18 protein-coding genes are annotated in these 18908 nt (G+C 35.1%); 6 read left to right on the forward strand and 12 right to left on the reverse strand.

From position 1 onward, the window contains the following. A complete protein-coding gene (locus tag M1D66_RS20585) occupies positions 1 to 1173 on the forward strand; it encodes a hypothetical protein (protein ID WP_242554744.1) in 1173 nt (390 codons plus the stop codon). A gap of 206 nt (positions 1174 to 1379) precedes the next feature. Here M1D66_RS20585 and M1D66_RS20590 read toward each other — a convergent pair whose 3' ends face one another. The 11 genes from M1D66_RS20590 to M1D66_RS20640 form a co-directional block, all read right to left on the reverse strand. After that, positions 1380 to 2060: a hypothetical protein gene (locus M1D66_RS20590; RefSeq protein WP_242554745.1), complete on the reverse strand. Its 681-nt coding sequence runs from the start codon at positions 2058 to 2060 to the stop codon at positions 1380 to 1382. Positions 2061 to 2076: 16 nt separating this feature from the next. Further along, positions 2077 to 2367 carry a hypothetical protein gene (locus tag M1D66_RS20595; protein ID WP_242554746.1) on the reverse strand — a complete coding sequence of 97 codons (291 nt, stop codon included), beginning with the start codon at positions 2365 to 2367 and terminating at the stop codon, positions 2077 to 2079. Between the two features lie 279 nt (positions 2368 to 2646). Further along, positions 2647 to 3384: a hypothetical protein gene (locus M1D66_RS20600; protein ID WP_242554747.1), complete on the reverse strand. Its 738-nt coding sequence runs from the start codon at positions 3382 to 3384 to the stop codon at positions 2647 to 2649. A gap of 44 nt (positions 3385 to 3428) precedes the next feature. Continuing rightward, complete coding sequence (locus tag M1D66_RS20605) at positions 3429 to 4352, reverse strand: HNH endonuclease (RefSeq protein WP_242554748.1); 924 nt, start codon at positions 4350 to 4352, stop codon at positions 3429 to 3431. Between the two features lie 484 nt (positions 4353 to 4836). Further along, positions 4837 to 5433, reverse strand: coding sequence for a hypothetical protein (locus M1D66_RS20610; protein WP_001169480.1), 597 nt, complete (start codon positions 5431 to 5433; stop codon positions 4837 to 4839). 157 nt (positions 5434 to 5590) lie between these two features. After that, positions 5591 to 6136, reverse strand: coding sequence for a hypothetical protein (locus M1D66_RS20615; protein ID WP_140335736.1), 546 nt, complete (start codon positions 6134 to 6136; stop codon positions 5591 to 5593). Between the two features lie 81 nt (positions 6137 to 6217). Further along, positions 6218 to 6394, reverse strand: coding sequence for a hypothetical protein (locus M1D66_RS20620; protein WP_153578869.1), 177 nt, complete (start codon positions 6392 to 6394; stop codon positions 6218 to 6220). 92 nt (positions 6395 to 6486) lie between these two features. Beyond that, positions 6487 to 6834 (reverse strand): hypothetical protein, encoded by a 348-nt coding sequence (locus M1D66_RS20625; protein WP_041183977.1) that lies wholly within the window; start codon positions 6832 to 6834, stop codon positions 6487 to 6489. Positions 6835 to 6979: 145 nt separating this feature from the next. Further along, positions 6980 to 7162 (reverse strand): DUF3976 domain-containing protein, encoded by a 183-nt coding sequence (locus M1D66_RS20630; protein ID WP_001178291.1) that lies wholly within the window; start codon positions 7160 to 7162, stop codon positions 6980 to 6982. Positions 7163 to 7190: 28 nt separating this feature from the next. Continuing rightward, positions 7191 to 7568 (reverse strand): hypothetical protein, encoded by a 378-nt coding sequence (locus M1D66_RS20635; protein WP_001109898.1) that lies wholly within the window; start codon positions 7566 to 7568, stop codon positions 7191 to 7193. A 2-nt stretch (positions 7569 to 7570) separates the two neighbouring features. Continuing rightward, positions 7571 to 7780 carry a helix-turn-helix transcriptional regulator gene (locus M1D66_RS20640; RefSeq protein WP_000428506.1) on the reverse strand — a complete coding sequence of 70 codons (210 nt, stop codon included), beginning with the start codon at positions 7778 to 7780 and terminating at the stop codon, positions 7571 to 7573. Positions 7781 to 8603: 823 nt separating this feature from the next. Here M1D66_RS20640 and odhA point away from each other — a divergent pair. The 5 genes from odhA (at position 8604) to M1D66_RS20665 (ending at position 18411) form a co-directional block, all read left to right on the forward strand. After that, positions 8604 to 11471 carry a 2-oxoglutarate dehydrogenase E1 component gene (gene odhA / locus M1D66_RS20645; protein ID WP_000197158.1) on the forward strand — a complete coding sequence of 956 codons (2868 nt, stop codon included), beginning with the start codon at positions 8604 to 8606 and terminating at the stop codon, positions 11469 to 11471. A 133-nt stretch (positions 11472 to 11604) separates the two neighbouring features. Beyond that, complete coding sequence (gene odhB, locus M1D66_RS20650) at positions 11605 to 12864, forward strand: 2-oxoglutarate dehydrogenase complex dihydrolipoyllysine-residue succinyltransferase (RefSeq protein WP_000569896.1); 1260 nt, start codon at positions 11605 to 11607, stop codon at positions 12862 to 12864. A 124-nt stretch (positions 12865 to 12988) separates the two neighbouring features. Further along, complete coding sequence (locus M1D66_RS20655; protein WP_242554749.1) at positions 12989 to 14908, forward strand: putative thiazole-containing bacteriocin maturation protein; 1920 nt, start codon at positions 12989 to 12991, stop codon at positions 14906 to 14908. After that, positions 14905 to 16854, forward strand: a complete 1950-nt coding sequence (locus tag M1D66_RS20660; RefSeq protein ID WP_000192981.1) for a TOMM precursor leader peptide-binding protein — start codon at positions 14905 to 14907, stop codon at positions 16852 to 16854. Before M1D66_RS20655 ends, M1D66_RS20660 begins: the two co-directional genes overlap by 4 nt. Before the next feature lie 15 nt (positions 16855 to 16869). Then, entirely contained in the window at positions 16870 to 18411 is a 1542-nt protein-coding gene (locus M1D66_RS20665) for a SagB family peptide dehydrogenase (protein ID WP_242554750.1), read from the forward strand. Between the two features lie 30 nt (positions 18412 to 18441). Here the strand turns inward: M1D66_RS20665 and M1D66_RS20670 are convergent, their stop codons facing one another. Further along, positions 18442 to 18852 (reverse strand): DUF3908 family protein, encoded by a 411-nt coding sequence (locus M1D66_RS20670; RefSeq protein WP_000996808.1) that lies wholly within the window; start codon positions 18850 to 18852, stop codon positions 18442 to 18444. Positions 18853 to 18908: the final 56 nt, after the last annotated feature.

The following is an 18908-nucleotide window of genomic DNA, read 5'->3' on the forward strand; positions in this document are numbered from 1 at the left end:
ATGAACTTATATAAAAAAAGTGAAATAAAAAAGCTTTTAAAATCAATATCAGAAGATGACCTTGCTGAATTCATAATGAGATCTTTAAATCCAATACAAATAAATCGGTTAAAGCAGTTTGAAAACAGCGGTATAAGCAAAAGTACAAATTATGATGAATTTTTAATTGATATGTTGCCCTGGTATCATTCAAAAATTAAAGAATTAAGTTTAATGACTGCTGAGGATAATGACTACATGCCAGATGAAACTATTTCGTGTAAGCTACCTAAAGATTTAGAACCATTTAAAGGTGAAATATATTTTATTTATATGCAAAATGGACAAGTTGAAGCACGGTATAAGTTACCTGAAAAAGCTAATCGTGTTTATTATAATAACCGTACTTGGAATGAAACGAATGGCTTTAAGATAAAATATAGGCAACAATCATTATTATATTATTTTGAAGTCGATAAAAAAATATATTTAGTATTAAGAGGCTATGGTAGCAAAGAGTTTAATAGATATGCTGTTTCGATTTACAATCCAACTGACCAAAAATTATGGCTAATACCCGATTATGAGGAAATATTACGCCTGTATAAAGAAATAATAGAGAATCCTAAACTAAAAGAATTAGAAGATGGCATTGAGAAGATTATAAATGGATTACACCCATTTAATCTTTTTTCAGGCGTTCACGATGAATCACTTTCATTAAAAGAAGGGAAGTTAGAAATCGACAGTGGAGATGAACTTACCCCAAAAGAGAAAGTAAAGATCGGAAAATATCAGCTATTTTTATATTTCTTGCATTATTTAATGTATGCTGAGGATTCTGGTTTTTTTTCAAGGGAAGTTACCAAGTTAGGATTTCAGGTAATTAAACAGGGAAAGAGTATTTCACAAGCGAGAACAGCACAAAATCAGTTTCAAAGAGATTTATATGAAAAATTAGCTGATAAAGAAATAGAAAAAATATTAAATACATATAGGAATATGATGGAATACGTAGGAGATAGTGATGGAGTTATTTCAACCATTATGGGTCACCTATATGAAACAGAAGATTCAATACTAAACCAAATATATAAGCGAATGAATTTTAGGTTACACAAGCCCTACACAGAAGGTCTATCTTATGAAGAGAGGATAGGAAATATTATTAAATTGATTCCAATTATGGCTTAATAATAAAAAGGCGTCTTATCTAGCAGAGATAAAATGCCTTTTTATTATTTATTCAAATACTTCTTAAACGCATATCAATTTGGATATTGAGAACCTAGTCAGTATAAATGAAGTAGATAATGAAGGTGAGTTAAGACTGGTAACATTTTAATATTGCCCTCATGAAAACTAAAGTATAACCCAAGTATATTATTATTTGTACTTAATTAGAGAAATATTCTTTCAGTTAATACGTCTATAAAAAGTTTGTTCTCATATTCGCTATCATTTAAGCAAATATAATCATACCAACTGTAATCTTTTTTTATTTTATTTAGTAAATCTATATTAGTATTGTTGGGTTTAGAAAAAAAGATAGTTACAGCCTTAAAATTTTCATGTTTACCATGCCTTACGTTTTCTATTCGATTAAAATCCTGTAATGTTAAAAGAATTTCAGTATCTTTATCTAAAGTGCCTTTAAAATAATTAGATACAATATTACTATTTAAGTCTCCAGCATCTACTTTTACCTTTTGATGTATCTTAATTGCTTTGACCGAAAAATAATATTCAATAATATTACCATTCATTATTTTAATATCTGATTGCTGTGTTTTAATCTTCTCATTTCCATACTTATCAAAGTATGTTCTTTTTCCGCTTAAAGTACCCCCAGCAGAAACTTCAAGGCAACTATCATTTGATAAAAGCCACCCCTCAAGAACTTTAAGAAGTAGTAACTCGGTAAAACCAGAGTAATTACTTTTACTACCAAAATACGCTTTAAAGTTATCCGTTAAGTACATATAGGTGTTACGTATTTCTTTGCATGTAAATTTTTTATGATCTCTTAATAATGTGGTATTTAAATCATTTATGAAGTTATTGATAATTGAATTTATCATGTTACTCTTTTCCTTCTTATTTAGAATAACGTGCTAGCAGGTCTTTACAGGCGTTATCGACCATTTCATAGTCTTGAAATAAGATATGTGCTGGATTGTCAAATACAATCTCTCTATTTTTGCAAGCTATTTTCCAATCTTCAGAATTACCATGTTGAATGAACACAATACAAGCTAACCTTTCAATACCATCTTTCCATGTAACATCACCGACGAAAACCCTATAATATCTGTTATTACCCTCACTTGATTTCAATATTCTTCTATCCCACTCATTATGCACTTTAAAGTCATTTTTAAAATTCACTTATAACCTCTCCTTCTAAATAGATTTATAGTAATTTTTTTAATTCTTCTATAGAATAAGCAGGTTTCTTCTTATACAACATAGTATGGTAATTAGGGCATGCTGGTCTTAAATCTTCTATTGGGTTAATTTCATATTCCTCACTAAGTTGACTTAATTTTTTTAGATGATAAACATGAATAAAATCTTTTCCGCTTCAATTTCCAAGACAAAGTTATTATGTGTATTCTCTAGTAACTTTACATTTCCATAATGTAATAGTCTGTGATGATTAAGCAATTATAGCCCAATTGGGCTATCCTTTTTTTCCTTGTGTTCGGATTTCTCTGTCTTTGCTTGTTGCTTAGTTAATATTATTTGCACTAAGGTATCAATTGCTACAAAAGTAACGAATACTTCCTTGATAACATTTAACATTTCGGAGGGAATAAAATTTAGATTGATTTTTGAAAAAGCAAGGAAGTTATATGAAATATAAATAATTATCATCATGATGTATGTGAACATTCTTGTGAAAGCTGTGCTTGTATATCTATTAAGATAATTCCTAAACAGCTTAGTTTTGAAAGTATCAATAATAAATCTCATCACTAAGTTACTCTGATATGCAAAGAAGAGAACTGATAACAAACTTAAAATGTATATAATTCCTTGACTATATTGTTCAATAATAGCATGTGTTTCTCCCAACTTCAGAATCCACATGGAGGGTAAAAAATAGATACCTAAAAACATAATTACTGTTATTATAGGTGTAATTATATATTGAAAATAAATAAAACCAATGGCAGGTACAACTAAAACCTTTTTATAAATAAATGAAAGTACTTTACTTTTTTCAAGTATTCCAAAAAATAATAAACCCACACCAATGTAGGCTATAAAGTATCCTAACCATCCTTGTAAAATAATGTTGAAGATATTATCAACTGGAAATGATAACTCTTTTACAAGAAAGTATCCCATAGCTATAAAAATAATGCCGACAAATTTCCCTATAACCTTTTTAACCATCAAAAAATCACTTCCTAAAAGATAAAAAATTTACTGATTAAGACTAGTTAATTTATTGTCAAAAAGCCTTTTAATTCTTCAATTGAGTAAGCAGGCTTTCTTTTGTGTAACATTGCATGGCAATTTGGACATACTGGTCTTAAATCAGCAATAGGATTAACTTCATATTCTTCACCAATAGTATGTAATTCTTTAAGATGGTGAATATGTATAAAGTCCTTCCCTAACTCACCATATGTCTTTTCAAAATTAAAATTACAAACTACACAGCTACACCCATAGTGTTCTATACATCTCCTTCTAGCTATAGGGTTACGTTCATATATGTTTACAAATATTTGTTTGGTAGCCCCTTCTTTTAATATTGTTGAATTTGTTATCTCTTGCGTTGTATACATATTGTCAAGAATTTTTATTATATCATCGTATGTTGCTTTATTTAATGGAATAGTTGATCCTTGAAAGCCATCAATTAAAAATTTATCATTTGTAACATTTAGTTCATTCAGTGTATCTAAAAGAATAGGTTCTTCATGAAGGTTATGTATATATTTTATTGGGACTCTATATCTAGGTTTCTGCCTATCACTTTCTTCATACCAGTACCCTTTTTTATCAGTAGCCATTAACTTTGGTTTACCTTGCACTTCAACAATTGCATAAATACCAGGATCAAGTTTTTGTTTACCGTTAAGCTGTTTTATAGTCCTATTATCTTTCCCCACTCTAACTATACCTAGATCGCCTATTGCAAAAGAATCTCTATCACTATCCCTAATAGAGAATGTATCGAAGGTTTCACCTGACATTAAGAAGTCATCAATAGCCCATTTCTTTGGATTACAAATAAATGTCCAAAAACCTGTAGGTTCAATTTTATTTTTGTTTTCTGTTTCCATACCCACCTCTTTTAATTCTGATCCATTTTTATTTTTCAACTTATTAACCGCAATAGGTTGTCTTAGTGCCACCATGTCTCCCCCTTAAGTTTCCTTACTTAAGCATTCATTTTCACTATTCTTAAAGTACTGCGTAAAACTATAGTACCATAAATTACTAAAATGATTTTATTAGATGAATTTCATATATAATTTCGTTTTAATTCTTATTGTTGTTTAGATATGAAGCAAAGTCGAATACATTTAATTACATAGTTAACGCTTGATAATCTCAGATAATAATTAAGACATTAAAAATACGTATATAATAAGTAACATTGAAATATTAACCACTTTACAACAGTAAATGACCCTTTTATAATAAAATTAGTAAATAATTCATGTGAAGTGGTTTTTCGTTAAAAACGTAATAACAATACTTGATATACATAAACCCCAAACTTCCAAACCTTGACAGGGTGGAGGTCGTGAGTTCGAGCCTCTCCGGGGTCATATAAAAAAGAGACACCATATCAACCTTCTACGTGATATAGTGTCTCTTTTCTATCTAATTCAATTACTTCCCACCAAACATCTTCTCCAAAGACTTTGCATTGGCAAACAATACTTCTTTCAAGTTATCGTCAGCAACGATTTTATAGTCGCCATCTTTGTCTTTCTTTAAGTTCAATGTAACTTCGCGAGTTGCCATTGCTGCATCTTTATCCGTTAAGTTTTTGATGATAGTTGAGGTCATTGTTTTTTCGATCGCTTTTTCAGATTGTTCTTTGTCTTCGCTAAATGCGCTAGCGAAGGCCATTGGCATAACTTCTCCCACTGCTTTTGTTACAGCAACGGATAGATCAGCAGATGTAATTTTCACTTTCACTTCTGCTTTGTCATCCTTTTTCGATACTTCTTCTAGCTTTTCAAATTTAAAGTTCTTTGTAATTGCACTTAGCATTGCTTTTGCCTCAGCATCATCTGTTTTTTCATTTAGTTTATTAAATTCCTTGTCACTCTCAACAAATGTACGAGCTTTTTCTATATCACCTTTTTGTATCGCTGTTAAAAATTCTTCTGTAGTATCTTTCGGATTTGCACACCCTGCTAAAACACCTGCTGTTAATCCTACTACCATCATTAATAGCAATAATTTCTTTATCTTTTGCACGCTCATTCTCCTCTTATCTTTTCTAGTAAGTCAGCATCATACAATATTATGAAACTGACATTACAAACATTTTTTAGTATAGCATTTATATGATTCGTTTTCTATTAATTCCCAAAAGATAAAGGGCCTTGCAGCATTCCTACAAGGCCCTCTTCTATCAATCTGTATCCGTAGCACAAATGAACCACATTTTCTGTTCCCTACTATCTAACACCATCCAAGTAACATCCCACGCAACATCGTAAAACCAATCTGTCCAAGGGCGATAGCTTTCGAACACTTTAATATCTTCGTATCGATCTTGGAACATATATTGACATACATTGACTGCTAATTGTTTTGCGATAACTGGTCGTTCCTTAAACCCTTCATATGCTCCGCCCCACAAAATTTGCGCAGCAATGCTACCATCAAGCATAACTGCCAGCTGCTCTTTAAAACGCAACTTATATTTGTCTGATGTATGTATTTTTAACTCTTCTAAGTTATTGATTATGTCTAAAGAGTTGAAGATTCTTCTAAAGAAGTGCTCATGTCCATCTTTCGAATGTGGTATTTCTTTAAAAAAATTTTCGTTATGCACTTTAAAACAGCTTATTATTGTTCCACCAATTAAGTTTTGTTCCTTAAACGTGTTTATAAGTTGCTCAACAGATGAGTCATTCGTGTCTATTTTTTCAAACGTTCCCTCTTTCCATCTCATAACGCCCACTACTCTCTATTAAAAATTTGTTTCTTCATTATAAATAGCAAAATAAAAACCAGCAACTTTAAGGTTGCTGGCTTAGCTCTTATTCATATTCGAAAAAACAATAACAACTGCTCCAAACAAATAATGCCCTACTACCATCCACATACTCCAATCAAAAATCATAAACGATAACCAAAGCGATATATTAATAGCAGTAAATAATAAATATAAAATGAAATCTCTCTTTTGCATTGCTCCTCTATTCATCAAAATGTAAACGGCACCGATAGGAGGAAAAGACAAATATTTTTCTTAACGACCACGAATACTAAATTACTGTCTACAAAAGATTCTCCTTTTCATCACAATACCTGCTTCGACATCGACCTCACTACCCTATATTCATCACTATAAGCTTCCTTTATGATTAAAGGCGGATATTCACTTTTTTCTTCCTCAATCATTGTGAATACTTCTGTTTTCTCTTGTAATGTATTAGATTCTCTATTTTTAGTAGGTTTTTTACTTGTTTTAATTTCCCTTGTTACTTCGCCAAGTTTTCGCCCAACTTCTTCTACTTTGGCAGGTTCATTCGTAACATAATATTCTTGTTCGTCCCATACTAATATAGGTGGCACTTGTTCTCTTTTGTTACATATTATATAAGTAGTACTAGCTACAAGTAGTAGACAAGTTAATAAATAGAAGATAGTTTTTTATTCATATACTACACTCCTTATCTATCATTTCATTGGATTATATAATATAAGTTATTTACAGTAAATGGATTTAACGGTATTTTTTAGGTTGAATAATAAAAAAAACCTTACCGAAGTAAGGTTCCGTTTTTACATTCTATAGTGACTGACTTATTAAAACAATCATTACAATAATCGCTATAAGCATAACAACTAAACAGGCGATTAATTTATAAAATCCTCGTTTCGTTAACGTCCCGCCTTGAACGTCTTTACGAATAAATAAGAATACGGCTAAAAATAATACAAGCCCAATGCCAAAAGCATACATCATTTGCATATGTTAATCTTCCTTTCTCTCTTCCATCTTAATATCTTTTTGCCAAAACAACAAATGAGATAAAGACGGTACTCATCGTAAGTGCCATAAGTATATTCAATAATTCAGTAGCAGATAGTGTAAATATTTTTAAGTTTAAGCCGATAGAGAAAAGAAGATAATATGCCGTTAACGCAAAAAAGGTTACAAATATTCCTTTATAACGAATAAGTTTCATTCGCTCATCTTTTTCTTTAAATTGCGGGTGCAAGTAGCTTAGACAGAAACTCATAATCATCATCCCAAGCAATGGATACGTTATGGCTGGCGGTGCAGAATGCGTCATTATACCTGTTAATATCATAAATCCACTCATAAATAGAAAAATAATCCCCATAATTACAAAGTACTTTTGTGAATAATTCATCCCTATTCCCCCTCTTCTTTTCCTTCATAAATAAATACATGTTCTATCGTTGTCTGAAATGTTTTCGCTATTTCAAATGCTAGCGGAAGTGATGGATCGTATTTCCCTTTTTCAATTGAGATAATGGTTTGTCTGGAAACTCCAAGTTTCTCAGCCAACTTTTCTTGAGATAGTCCAAATTTTTTTCGGTATTCGACCATTTTATTTTCCAAGGAAATTTCTCCCTCCTTCCATATACCGAGTATATATGTAAAGGAAACTTTACGTCAAGTTCCCTTTACATATATTTTGATTATTATTCACGCTATTTATATAGAAGAAACTTTTTTCAATTTCAGCACGTCTATTTTGAAGCGAAACACGGAACACTGTAAATAACTGTTACTATATCTCCTCACTTCTTTTTTTAAAATTTAATATCTCCATATTTGTTTTATCCTTTTAAAATATTTCATTTATTTCTTTATTTCACGAAATACGTTATTTGTTTTACGGTGTTTTTCGTCATATTTATAGAAACTAACTGTTTATGGAGCATTTTTTATGTTTAGCAACTTTTTTTGTAGAAATCCTTCACTTTCCTTTCAATATTTAACACTATCTAAATAAAGTTTACGATAAATTCATAATTTTTTATTTTTTATACTATATTCCGTTATATTGTTGTATAATATCTATGAAAGCGCTTATTATTTCAATATACATAATTCAAACTGATTTTATCGAAACATTCTAACTATTATACCTATATTTAAATGCAACAATTATAGCTATTAGTATAGGCATACCAAATATATCCACCCCATTTTTCTGTAAAATTACTTTATAACATGAAAGATTAACTTGGGTGATAAGTTATTGTGAATGTTTTTTTACAAAACAGATAAGTAATAGTGTTTGGTATTATGTAAATTATTGTAATAACATAAGAGTAAAGAAAACATTTACATTGATTATTGATTCATTACTTATTGAAAAAGAGCAAAATGCACCTTTGTATGGAAAAGGATTATATGCATTGGGAGGTTTAAACAAATGACGAGGAAGAATACAACGACAAACCCTTGGGCCAAGTTCCACGGTCCGAACCTTGGTTATGTTATTGAACAGTATGATCTTTACGTAACTGGAGCAGGTTCTGTTGATCCGGAATTACAAGAGCTTTTTGAAATTTTTGGAGCTCCTTCGTTTCAAGATGATGTCGTAACAGGGGACAACACAGCAACACATTTTTCTCCTCAAAACACAGGTAACATTGAAAAAATTCTTAAAGTCGTTCAACTTGTTGAGCAGATTCGTTCTTTCGGGCACACGTTGGCTCACATCAACCCGATGGAAGATGCTGCAAATGGACAATCTCTTCTTGAGAAAGCAATGAGCGAACTGAGCGATGCTGACTTGAAAGCGATTCCAGCGAAAACAGTATGGCCAGATGCACCAGAAGGTATTCACACTGCACTTGATGTAATTCATAGATTAAAAGACGTTTATACAAAATCTTTAGCTTATGAATTTTCTCATATACAAGATAGTGAAGAACGCGCGTGGTTGCATCAAATGGTGGAATCAAATTCATTGCGTCAACCACTATCAAATAAAAAACGAACTGCTCTTTTAAAACGTTTAACAGCTGTTGAAGGTTTCGAGCAATTCTTGCATAAAACATTCGTTGGGCAAAAACGTTTCTCTATCGAGGGCGTTGATATGCTTGTACCTGTTTTAGATGAAATTGTTCTAGAAGGTGCTAAAAACGGCGTTGAGGATGTCATGATTGGTATGGCTCACCGCGGTCGCCTAAGCGTACTTGCTCACGTATTAGAAAAACCATATAGCCACATGTTTGCTGAGTTCAAACATGCAAAAATAGAAGGCGCAGTGGCTAATTCTGGCTGGACTGGCGATGTGAAATACCACCTAGGTAGAGAACAAGTCGTTAGTAACGAGGAAGTTAGCACTCGCGTGACATTAGCAAATAACCCGAGTCATCTTGAGTTCGTGAATCCTGTAGTAGAAGGTTTCGCACGTGCTGCTCAAGAGAATCGTAAAAAATCTGGCCTTCCAGATCAAGATACTTCAAAATCATTCGTAATTTTAGTTCATGGTGATGCTGCATTCCCTGGTCAAGGTATTGTATCTGAGACACTCAACTTAAGCAGATTGAACGCGTATCAAACAGGCGGAACGATTCATGTTATCGCAAACAATGCAGTTGGTTTTACGACTGATAGCTATGATTCTCGTTCTACGAAATATTCTAGTGACCTTGCAAAAGGTTTCGATATTCCGATTGTTCACGTGAACGCTGATGATCCGGAAGCTTGTCTTGCAGCTGCTAACCTTGCGATTCAATATCGCATGTTGTTCAAAAAAGATTTCTTAATCGATTTAATTGGTTACCGCCGCTACGGTCATAACGAAATGGATGATCCAGCAGTTACGCAACCACAAGTGTACAAAAAAATTAAAAACCATCCAACTGTAAGAGCAATTTATGCAGATCAATTACAAGCTGCTGGTGTTCTAAATGCAGATGAGGTTGAAACAATTACACAGTTTACACAAGAGCAATTAAAATCCGACTATGCACAAGTACCACCAGCTGATACGAGCGACGCAACAATTCACGTTAAAGTACCAGATGTTGTTGCAAAAGGTATTCAGTCAATTGATACTGGTGTTGAGATTGACTCACTTCGTGCAATTAATGAAGGTCTACTATCTTGGCCGGAAGGATTTAACGTATATCCGAAAGTGAAGAAAATTCTTGAGCGCCGTAAAGATGCTCTTGAAGAGAACGGTAAAATTGAATGGGCACTTGCTGAATCGTTAGCATTCGCTTCTATTTTACAAGAAGGTACGCCAATTCGTTTAACTGGTCAAGATTCACAGCGTGGTACATTCGCACACCGTCATATCGTATTACACGATACTGATACAAACGAAACATATTCACCATTGCATCGCTTACCAAACATTAATGCATCGTTCTCTGTTCATAACAGTCCGTTATCAGAGGCTGCTGTTGTTGGTTACGAATATGGTTATAACGTATTCGCTCCAGAAACTCTTGTTATGTGGGAAGCGCAATATGGTGACTTCTCAAATACTGCGCAAGCATTATTTGATCAATATGTTTCAGCTGGAAGAGCAAAATGGGGTCAAAAATCTGGCTTAGTTCTTCTATTACCACACGGTTATGAAGGTCAAGGACCAGAGCACTCTAGTGCACGTCCAGAGCGTTTCTTACAGTTAGCTGCTGAGAATAACTGGACAGTTGCAAACTTAACGAGCGCGGCTCAATACTTCCATATCCTGCGTCGTCAAGCATCTATCTTAGGAACAGAAGCTGTTCGACCATTAGTATTGATGACGCCGAAGAGTTTATTACGTCACCCACTTACGCTTTCAACTGCTAGTCAGTTAAGCGAAGGACGTTTCCAACCTGCTTTAGAACAAGAAAACCTTGGCATGAAACCAAATAAAGTAAAACGTCTTGTTTTAAGCACAGGTAAAATGGCGATTGACTTAGCAGCAGAAATCGAGTCGGGTAAACATGAGTACAACTTAGACGAAGTTCATGTCGTTCGTATTGAGCAATTGTACCCATTCCCTGCTGAGAAAGTTCAATCTATTATTAAACGCTTTAAAAACTTAGAAGAAATCATTTGGGTTCAAGAAGAACCTCGTAATATGGGCGCATGGCATTACATGGCTCCAATTCTGTTCGAACTTGCTGGAGATAAAGTGAAAACGGGCTACATTGGACGTCCTGATCGCTCTAGTCCATCTGGCGGCGATCCATTCGCTCACAAAGCTGAGCAAGAGCTAATTGTTGCACATGCTTTAGATGTAAAGTATAACTTCCGTCAAGATAAACAAGAAATTGAAGTTTACAGCAACTAAAAAGTAACAATGAAGGTTTCTAGCTTGTTCCTTGGGCAGATATTCTGCCCAAGGCCAGGCTAACAAATGGAGATTACCGAAGACAAAAGAAGAAAAAACACACCGTTAGGCAAATAAGGGGAGGACATTTAAAATGATCGAAATTAAAGTACCTGAGCTTGCAGAATCTATTACTGAAGGAACTATTTCACAATGGCTTATCAACGTAGGCGACAAAGTTGAGAAAGGTGGCAGCGTTGTTGAGCTTGAAACTGATAAAGTCAATGTAGAAATCATTGCAGAAGATTCAGGTATTGTATCGAAGTTACTAGGCGAACCTGGGGATACAGTTGAAGTTGGCGCAACTATCGCAATTTTAGATGCTAATGGAGCACCAGTTGCAGTAAGTACACCTGCACCGGCTGCTGAGCAACCAAAACAAGAAACAGCTGAAGCACCGAAAGCTGCGGCACCAAGTGCTGAGCAAACTGCAACACTACAAGGGTTACCAAATACAAACCGTCCTATCGCATCACCAGCTGCTAGAAAGATGGCTCGTGAATTAGGAATCGACTTAAACGACGTACGTAGTACAGATCCACTTGGACGCGTGAGACCACATGATGTACAAGCTCATGCTGCAGCACCAAAAGAAGCACCAGCTGCTCCAAAGAGTCCAGCTCCTGCTCCAGTTGCAAAAACGGAATTCGAAAAACCAGTTGAGCGCGTGAAAATGTCCCGCCGCCGTCAAACAATTGCAAAACGTCTTGTAGAAGTTCAACAAACATCTGCAATGTTAACAACATTTAACGAAGTTGATATGAGTGCGATCATGGAATTACGTAAAGAACGCAAAGATGCTTTCGAGAAAAAACATGATGTACGTCTTGGCTTCATGTCATTCTTCACAAAAGCAGTTGTTGCAGCATTAAAACAATTCCCATTATTAAATGCTGAAATTCAAGGTGACGAGCTTATCATTAAAAAATTCTATGATATCGGTATTGCAGTAGCAGCTCCAGATGGATTAGTTGTTCCAGTTGTACGCGATGCTAACCAATTAAACTTCGCTGAAATCGAAAGCGAAATTCGTGAATTAGGTAAAAAAGCACGCGATAACAAACTTTCATTAAAAGAACTACAAGGTGGTACATTTACAATTACAAACGGTGGTGTATTCGGTTCTCTAATGTCAACACCAATCCTAAATAGCCCTCAAGTTGGTATTTTAGGAATGCATAAAATCCAAGTACGCCCAGTTGCAATTGATAACGAGCGTATGGAAAACCGCCCAATGATGTACATTGCTTTATCTTACGATCACCGTATTGTTGATGGTAAAGAAGCAGTTAGCTTCCTTGTTGCTGTTAAAGATATGCTTGAAGATCCAAAGTCATTATTATTAGAAGGTTGATAGATTAAAAATCTATTAAAGGCTGTAGAATGAATCATTCTACAGCCTTTTTTTATTGTGTTCATACGGGACAAATTTCATGACATAAAGTAATAATGTATGCCTAAACGTAAGGAGGATTAAAATGAATAACCTTCCAATTCATGCAAAACTTAAAGTAAATAAGGATACTTTCTTCCTTCCCGATTCAAACGGGGGTGTCTATTTTCGAAATAACGCCAGTTCATTTCGCATGGACGGTGATGGAATTTATGACTGGATTGAAAAATTAATGCCAATGTTTAACGGAAATTATTCTTTAGCAGAAATAACCGATGGCCTCCCTCTCCCCTATCAAAATCGGGTATTTGAAATTGGAGAGATTTTATATGAAAATGGTTTCGTTCGCGATGCAAATCAAGATGCACCTCATGAATTAAACAGTACATTACTCGACAGATATGCTTCGCAAATTGAATTTTTAGAAGCCGATTCTCATTCAGGTGCTTTAAAATTCGAAACGTACCGCGGAGCAAATGTCCTTGTACTTGGTTCTGGGGATATGCTCACTTCCTTAGTTTCTTCTTTATTAGAATCTGGTTTACCTACATTTCATTACCTCGTTACAGATCGAGATGAAACAAACTATGACAGAATACATGAGCTAATAGAACGTGCATATGAAGTTGATAACAGTGTACTCCTTCAAGAAATCGATACTACAATTGACCGTCCTTTACATGAAGTATTCGAACCTTTTGATTGGATTTTATATGTTTCTCAAAACGGAGACATTGACGGTTTAAAAACAGTTCACACTATTTGTAGAGAAACGAAAAAGAATTTCATACCAGCTATTTGTTTATCAACACTCGGTATAGCTGGACCTGTCGTAACAGAAAATCGTGATGAATGCTGGGAATCCGCATGGCATCGGCTACATGAAACGACTTTGCAAAATGAAAATTCATCGGATTCCTTCTCACCAATTACATCTGCCATGTTAGCAAATGTAATCGTTTTTGAATTGTTTAAACATGTCGCGGATGATTCATATCGTGAAAAAGAATCACAATTCTTTTTATTAAACTATGAAACACTTGAAGGAACGTGGCATCCTTTTATAAAACACCCTCTTGCAACTGATGAAAGTTTTACAATTGATACGATAGAAAATCTTTCTGAAAAACTTGAGCATCGGTATGGCCAACATACTTCAACTGATGTATTCCGCTTTTTCGACTCATTAACTTCTAAAGAAGCCGGTATATTCCATGTATGGGATGAACAAGATTCATATCAATTACCGTTATCACAGTGCTATATTCAAGTAGCCACTCCACTATCAGATGGCCCAGCTCCCCTTCTGCCTCTTATGACTTGCAGTGGATTGACTCATAATGAAGCACGCCGAGAAGCCGGTTTAACAGGAATTGAAACATATGTAGCAGAAATCATTCACCGCCTTATTCCTGAACATAACGATATCGGTATCGGTGCTGGAGAAACGATGACAGAAGGATTTTACCGGGCACTACAACAACATTTAAACAATAAACTGTATGAGCGGCAGTCACATATGCTAGAAGAACTTACAACGATTGATTTAACTGATATTCACGATAAACATTGTAGATTTTATTACGATGCTCTTGCTACAATTCATGAAACACCTAAAATCGCAATGAGTGAAGAGATTCTCAGTTTTCCAGTCATTTGGGTTGGTATAAATGATAGATGGTACGGTGCATCTAATATTAATATGACGTTAGCCTTAAGGAACGCACTACAACTATCACTGCTCCACATTCAAAGTGAAGAGACTCCTTACAGAGCTAATATCTTGCCTGAATCATCTATTATTTTATATGACACGGATTCTTTTAGAGTGGAAATACAAGCGGAAGAAGAAATTCCAAGTGTGCAATCTTTACAGCTTGCCTTACAGCATTTAGAAGAACATAATTTTTATCCCTTCGTGTTTGATTTAGCAATCGAACCATTTTTGAAAGAAAACTTAGACGGTGTGTATGGGGTATTAATTGCAAAGGAGGACGGTCTATGACTCAAAATATATTGCTTATAGGAGATGGCCTTCTTGCAGACTATGTACATGATCAATTATGCAAACAATATTCCATCATTCGTCAGCATACTCTTCCAGAAGTACTTCCTGAAAATATTCATCTCGCTCTCGTATTACATGACGGATCTCCTTCTACTATTCATCATGACGCTGAGCTAATTTTTCGGTCAAATCATATTCCATGGCTACGTGGTTTTACTTCATTTGGCGAAGGTATTATCGGTCCTTACATTCATCCTCTTACGCCCGGATGTTCTCATTGTTCTGATGGACGCCGTTTTATCGCTGGCTTTGACCAAAAAGAAATGTGGGAACTACAGCGGAAATATGCCTTTAAAGCAGATGATGTAACGAGGCGTGATGTACGTGCCACCCAAAATGGAATGTTACAAATGTGCCATCTTATTTGCGCAGAAACAGAAAAAATATTAACTCATAACCATTCTTCTTTAGAAAATGAACTTATTTTACTAAACTTACAAACATTACAATGTACGCGACATTCTTTTCTTCCAGATCCTCTCTGTCCTGTATGTAGTAATTTACCTAATGATACTGCGGATGCGGCGGAAATTTCTTTACAACCGAGTTTAAAAGTAAGCAACGAAACGTACCGCTGCCGTTCCATTCATGAATTAAACACATTTTTAACGAGAGACTATTTAGATTATCGGGTCGGTATGTTGAACGGCAAAATGCAGCATTCATTATTACCATTCGCTGACGTCATTATAAACATGCCATTAATGTTCGGAAATGAAGGTGTTGCAGGCCGAACTCTTTCATTTGCAGTGAGTGAAGCAACTGCTATTTTAGAAGGTTTAGAACGATATTGCGGTATGTCGCCTCGCGGGAAAAAGACAAATGTGCATGGTAGTTTTCATGATTTAGAGGAACATGCACTAAATCCCCTCACACTCGGTGTACATACAAATGAACATTACAATCGTGATAATTTTCCATTTAAGCCGTTTGATCCTGATTATGAGCAAAACTGGGTATGGGGATATTCTTTATCACAAAACAGACCGCTTTTAGTTCCTGAATCAATTGCTTATTATAGCCTCGGTCATCGAGATGCTTTCGTGTATGAAACATCAAATGGATGTGCAATTGGCGGTAGTTTAGAAGAAGCGATTTTTCACGGTATTTTAGAAATTGTAGAGCGTGATGCCTTCTTACTCACTTGGTATGCAGAATTACCTCTTCCCCGCCTTGATCTGAGTTCAGCAAATGATACAGAATTACAATTAATGATCCAGCGGTTACGTACGATTACCGGGTATGAATTACACGCTTTTAACGCGACGATGGAACACGGCATCCCGAGCTTATGGGTAATTGCAAAAAATACGCGTGAAAATGGAATGAACGTTGTTTGTGCGGGAGGCGCTCATTTAGATCCTATTCGAGCCTTAAAAAGCGCCATTCAAGAAATAGCAGGCATGTTACTTATAACAGACGATGAGCTCGAGCACAAAAGAGAATACTACGAAAAGTGCTTACAAGATCCTTATTTCGTTAATAAAATGGAAGACCATAGTATGCTGTACGGATTGAAAGAAACGGAAGAACGTCTTTACTTCCTTTTACGAGAAGATGCACCGGTGCAAACGTTCCAAGAAATGAATGTGTTACAATCATTCGATCTAGATTTAACATCCGATCTTCATCAACTTTTAAACCGTCTAGGGCAAACTGGACTTGACGTAATCGTTGTAGATCAAACCGTACCTCTTATAGAAAAAAACGGATTACATTGTGTAAAAGTCATTGTTCCAGGCATGCTACCGATGACGTTCGGTCACCATCTCACCCGGATTACAGGGTTAGACCGAGTTTATACTGTACCGATGACACTTGGATATACAACCGAACCTTTAACGAATGAACAATTAAACCCACATCCGCATCCGTTTCCATAGTAAAGGAGAGATTTCATGCAGCTAGATACTTTTTTACATCATCTCCATTTCTCTATTGATGAAATTATGCCGAATCATGAGGTGGACTGGAAAGACGCACCGCTTCCTTATAAATTATATCGAAATGTACCTACCATCCCGCTCTCCTTAGAAATCCCGTTATCTTTATCGAACTCTTCTACTACACCTACTCTAAATGAGATTGGTCACTACCTTTGGTATTCATTTGGTGTAACACAATTATGTCAGCTAAATAGCGAGAGAAATGTATTACGCAGATCCATTCCTTCAGGCGGTGCTTTATATCCGAATGAATTGTATATCTATTTAAAGATTGACGATTCTCCAGACGGCATTTACCATTATGACGCCGCGCATCACCGGCTTATTTTACTTCGCGAAGGAAATTTCGATTCTTATCTTACTGAAGCACTCGGCAATCGTTGTAACATACAGTCTTGTTTTGGTGCTGCATTCGTATCTACTATGTTTTGGAAAAACTACTTTAAATACAATAATTTTTCATATCGACTTCAAGGATTAGATAGCGGTGTTCTCATTGGACAATTACTAGAATGTGCAAAACAGTTCGGTTATACGAACGGCGTATACTTTCAATTTCTAGACCGTGCACTGAACCATTTACTCGGATTATCAGAAGGCGAAGAAAGTGTGTATGCCGTTATTCCTTTAAGTACAGAGCTAGAAACTAATTGGTTTCACAATGATTACCGTGAAAATAAAACAGTTACTTCTCATGAGTTGTTGCAACAAATTCCGCCGCTCGCACATGAACATTTCGTTCGCTCAAAACATGTAGATGAATATCCGATGATAACAAAAATAAATGAAGCTTCTATGATCGAATCGACAGCACACTTCCAAACACTAGCTCATGAAGAGCACTATCAATATCATGAGCATGCTGTACAACTGCCGAAAGTAGAGCGTTTATCTTATGATTTCTTGCAACTTTGCAGAAAACGGTATTCCCCTGATGCTGACTTTACTTTAACGAAATGGGATGCAGCTGAGCTCGCTACTTTACTACAGGAAGCGAGTCTCTCCTTCCCCTATTACAACGACCTTGACGGTAAGTATACAAATGAAAATACACGCGTCTCCGTATACGGATGTTTTTATAACGTGAAAAATATTAAAAACGGGGCTTACGCTTATAACAGTAAAACACATTCCATACAACCAATTCGATATGGAGACCTTCGCTACCCACTTCAGTCTAGTATGACGATGGATAACGTAAACCTTTTTCAAGTACCACTTTGCCTACATGTAGTCGGAAAGAAAGATTATTATACAAATGCATTAGGCTATAGAGGGTACCGTATTCATCAAATGGAAGCAGGTATACTCGTTCATAAACTCGTTTTTGCAGCGACCGCGATGGGGATGGGCGGGCATCCTTTACTTAGTTTTGATACAAATTCATGTGATCAATTGTACGGAATAGATGCTGGGAATGAAACATCTCTTATTCAAGTTCCAGTTGGGGCATATCGAGCGCGGAATTGGTTAAAAGGGGCTTTGCATTGTTAGAAGCACGCCGTCTATCGGCGTGCTTTTTTACTAGATTAACTTAAAAATACTCTTAATTTGTCTAGCAAATAACCAATTTTTCGTACCGTAGTTATCATTTAAACTATCTAAATTGATAGATTGTCCGTTAGCAAACTTTAATTCTAACGTAGTATTTTTGTCATTTGTTTTTAAGTTACTATTTGTAATGTCATCATACTTTAATTTTTCAATCTCAATATATTCGTCTTTTTCTTGTCCAATCACGACATGGTCTTGGAAGAAGAAAAATACTTCTACTTTTTTACCGAAACAAAATACATTTTTCGTATAAATTAATGTCGCGTTATCAAGTCCGACACATACTTCTTTCATTTCTTCCACAACGTGTCCAAAGTCTTCTTCATGTCTTGTATTTGATTCAACAATCCATTCTTCGATTGTTTTCATATTAATTGCCATACTGCGCCCCCTGGTTCGTTCATTGCTTTGTTTAAAAAATAAATACTATATGACAA

Source organism: Bacillus sp. PK6-16, assembly GCF_056530295.1.

What these genes read in the sequence shown, in the direction of transcription:
- M1D66_RS20585 (WP_242554744.1), top strand. Translation starts at nt 1, where the DNA reads ATGAACTTATATAAAAAAAGTGAAATAAAAAAGCTTTTAAAATCAATA.
- M1D66_RS20590 (WP_242554745.1), bottom strand. Translation starts at nt 2,060, where the DNA reads ATGATAAATTCAATTATCAATAACTTCATAAATGATTTAAATACCACA.
- M1D66_RS20615 (WP_140335736.1), bottom strand. Translation starts at nt 6,136, where the DNA reads ATGAGATGGAAAGAGGGAACGTTTGAAAAAATAGACACGAATGACTCA.
- M1D66_RS20630 (WP_001178291.1), bottom strand. Translation starts at nt 7,162, where the DNA reads ATGCAAATGATGTATGCTTTTGGCATTGGGCTTGTATTATTTTTAGCC.
- M1D66_RS20635 (WP_001109898.1), bottom strand. Translation starts at nt 7,568, where the DNA reads ATGAATTATTCACAAAAGTACTTTGTAATTATGGGGATTATTTTTCTA.
- odhA (WP_000197158.1), top strand. Translation starts at nt 8,604, where the DNA reads ATGACGAGGAAGAATACAACGACAAACCCTTGGGCCAAGTTCCACGGT.
- odhB (WP_000569896.1), top strand. Translation starts at nt 11,605, where the DNA reads ATGATCGAAATTAAAGTACCTGAGCTTGCAGAATCTATTACTGAAGGA.
- M1D66_RS20655 (WP_242554749.1), top strand. Translation starts at nt 12,989, where the DNA reads ATGAATAACCTTCCAATTCATGCAAAACTTAAAGTAAATAAGGATACT.
- M1D66_RS20660 (WP_000192981.1), top strand. Translation starts at nt 14,905, where the DNA reads ATGACTCAAAATATATTGCTTATAGGAGATGGCCTTCTTGCAGACTAT.
- M1D66_RS20665 (WP_242554750.1), top strand. Translation starts at nt 16,870, where the DNA reads ATGCAGCTAGATACTTTTTTACATCATCTCCATTTCTCTATTGATGAA.
- M1D66_RS20670 (WP_000996808.1), bottom strand. Translation starts at nt 18,852, where the DNA reads ATGGCAATTAATATGAAAACAATCGAAGAATGGATTGTTGAATCAAAT.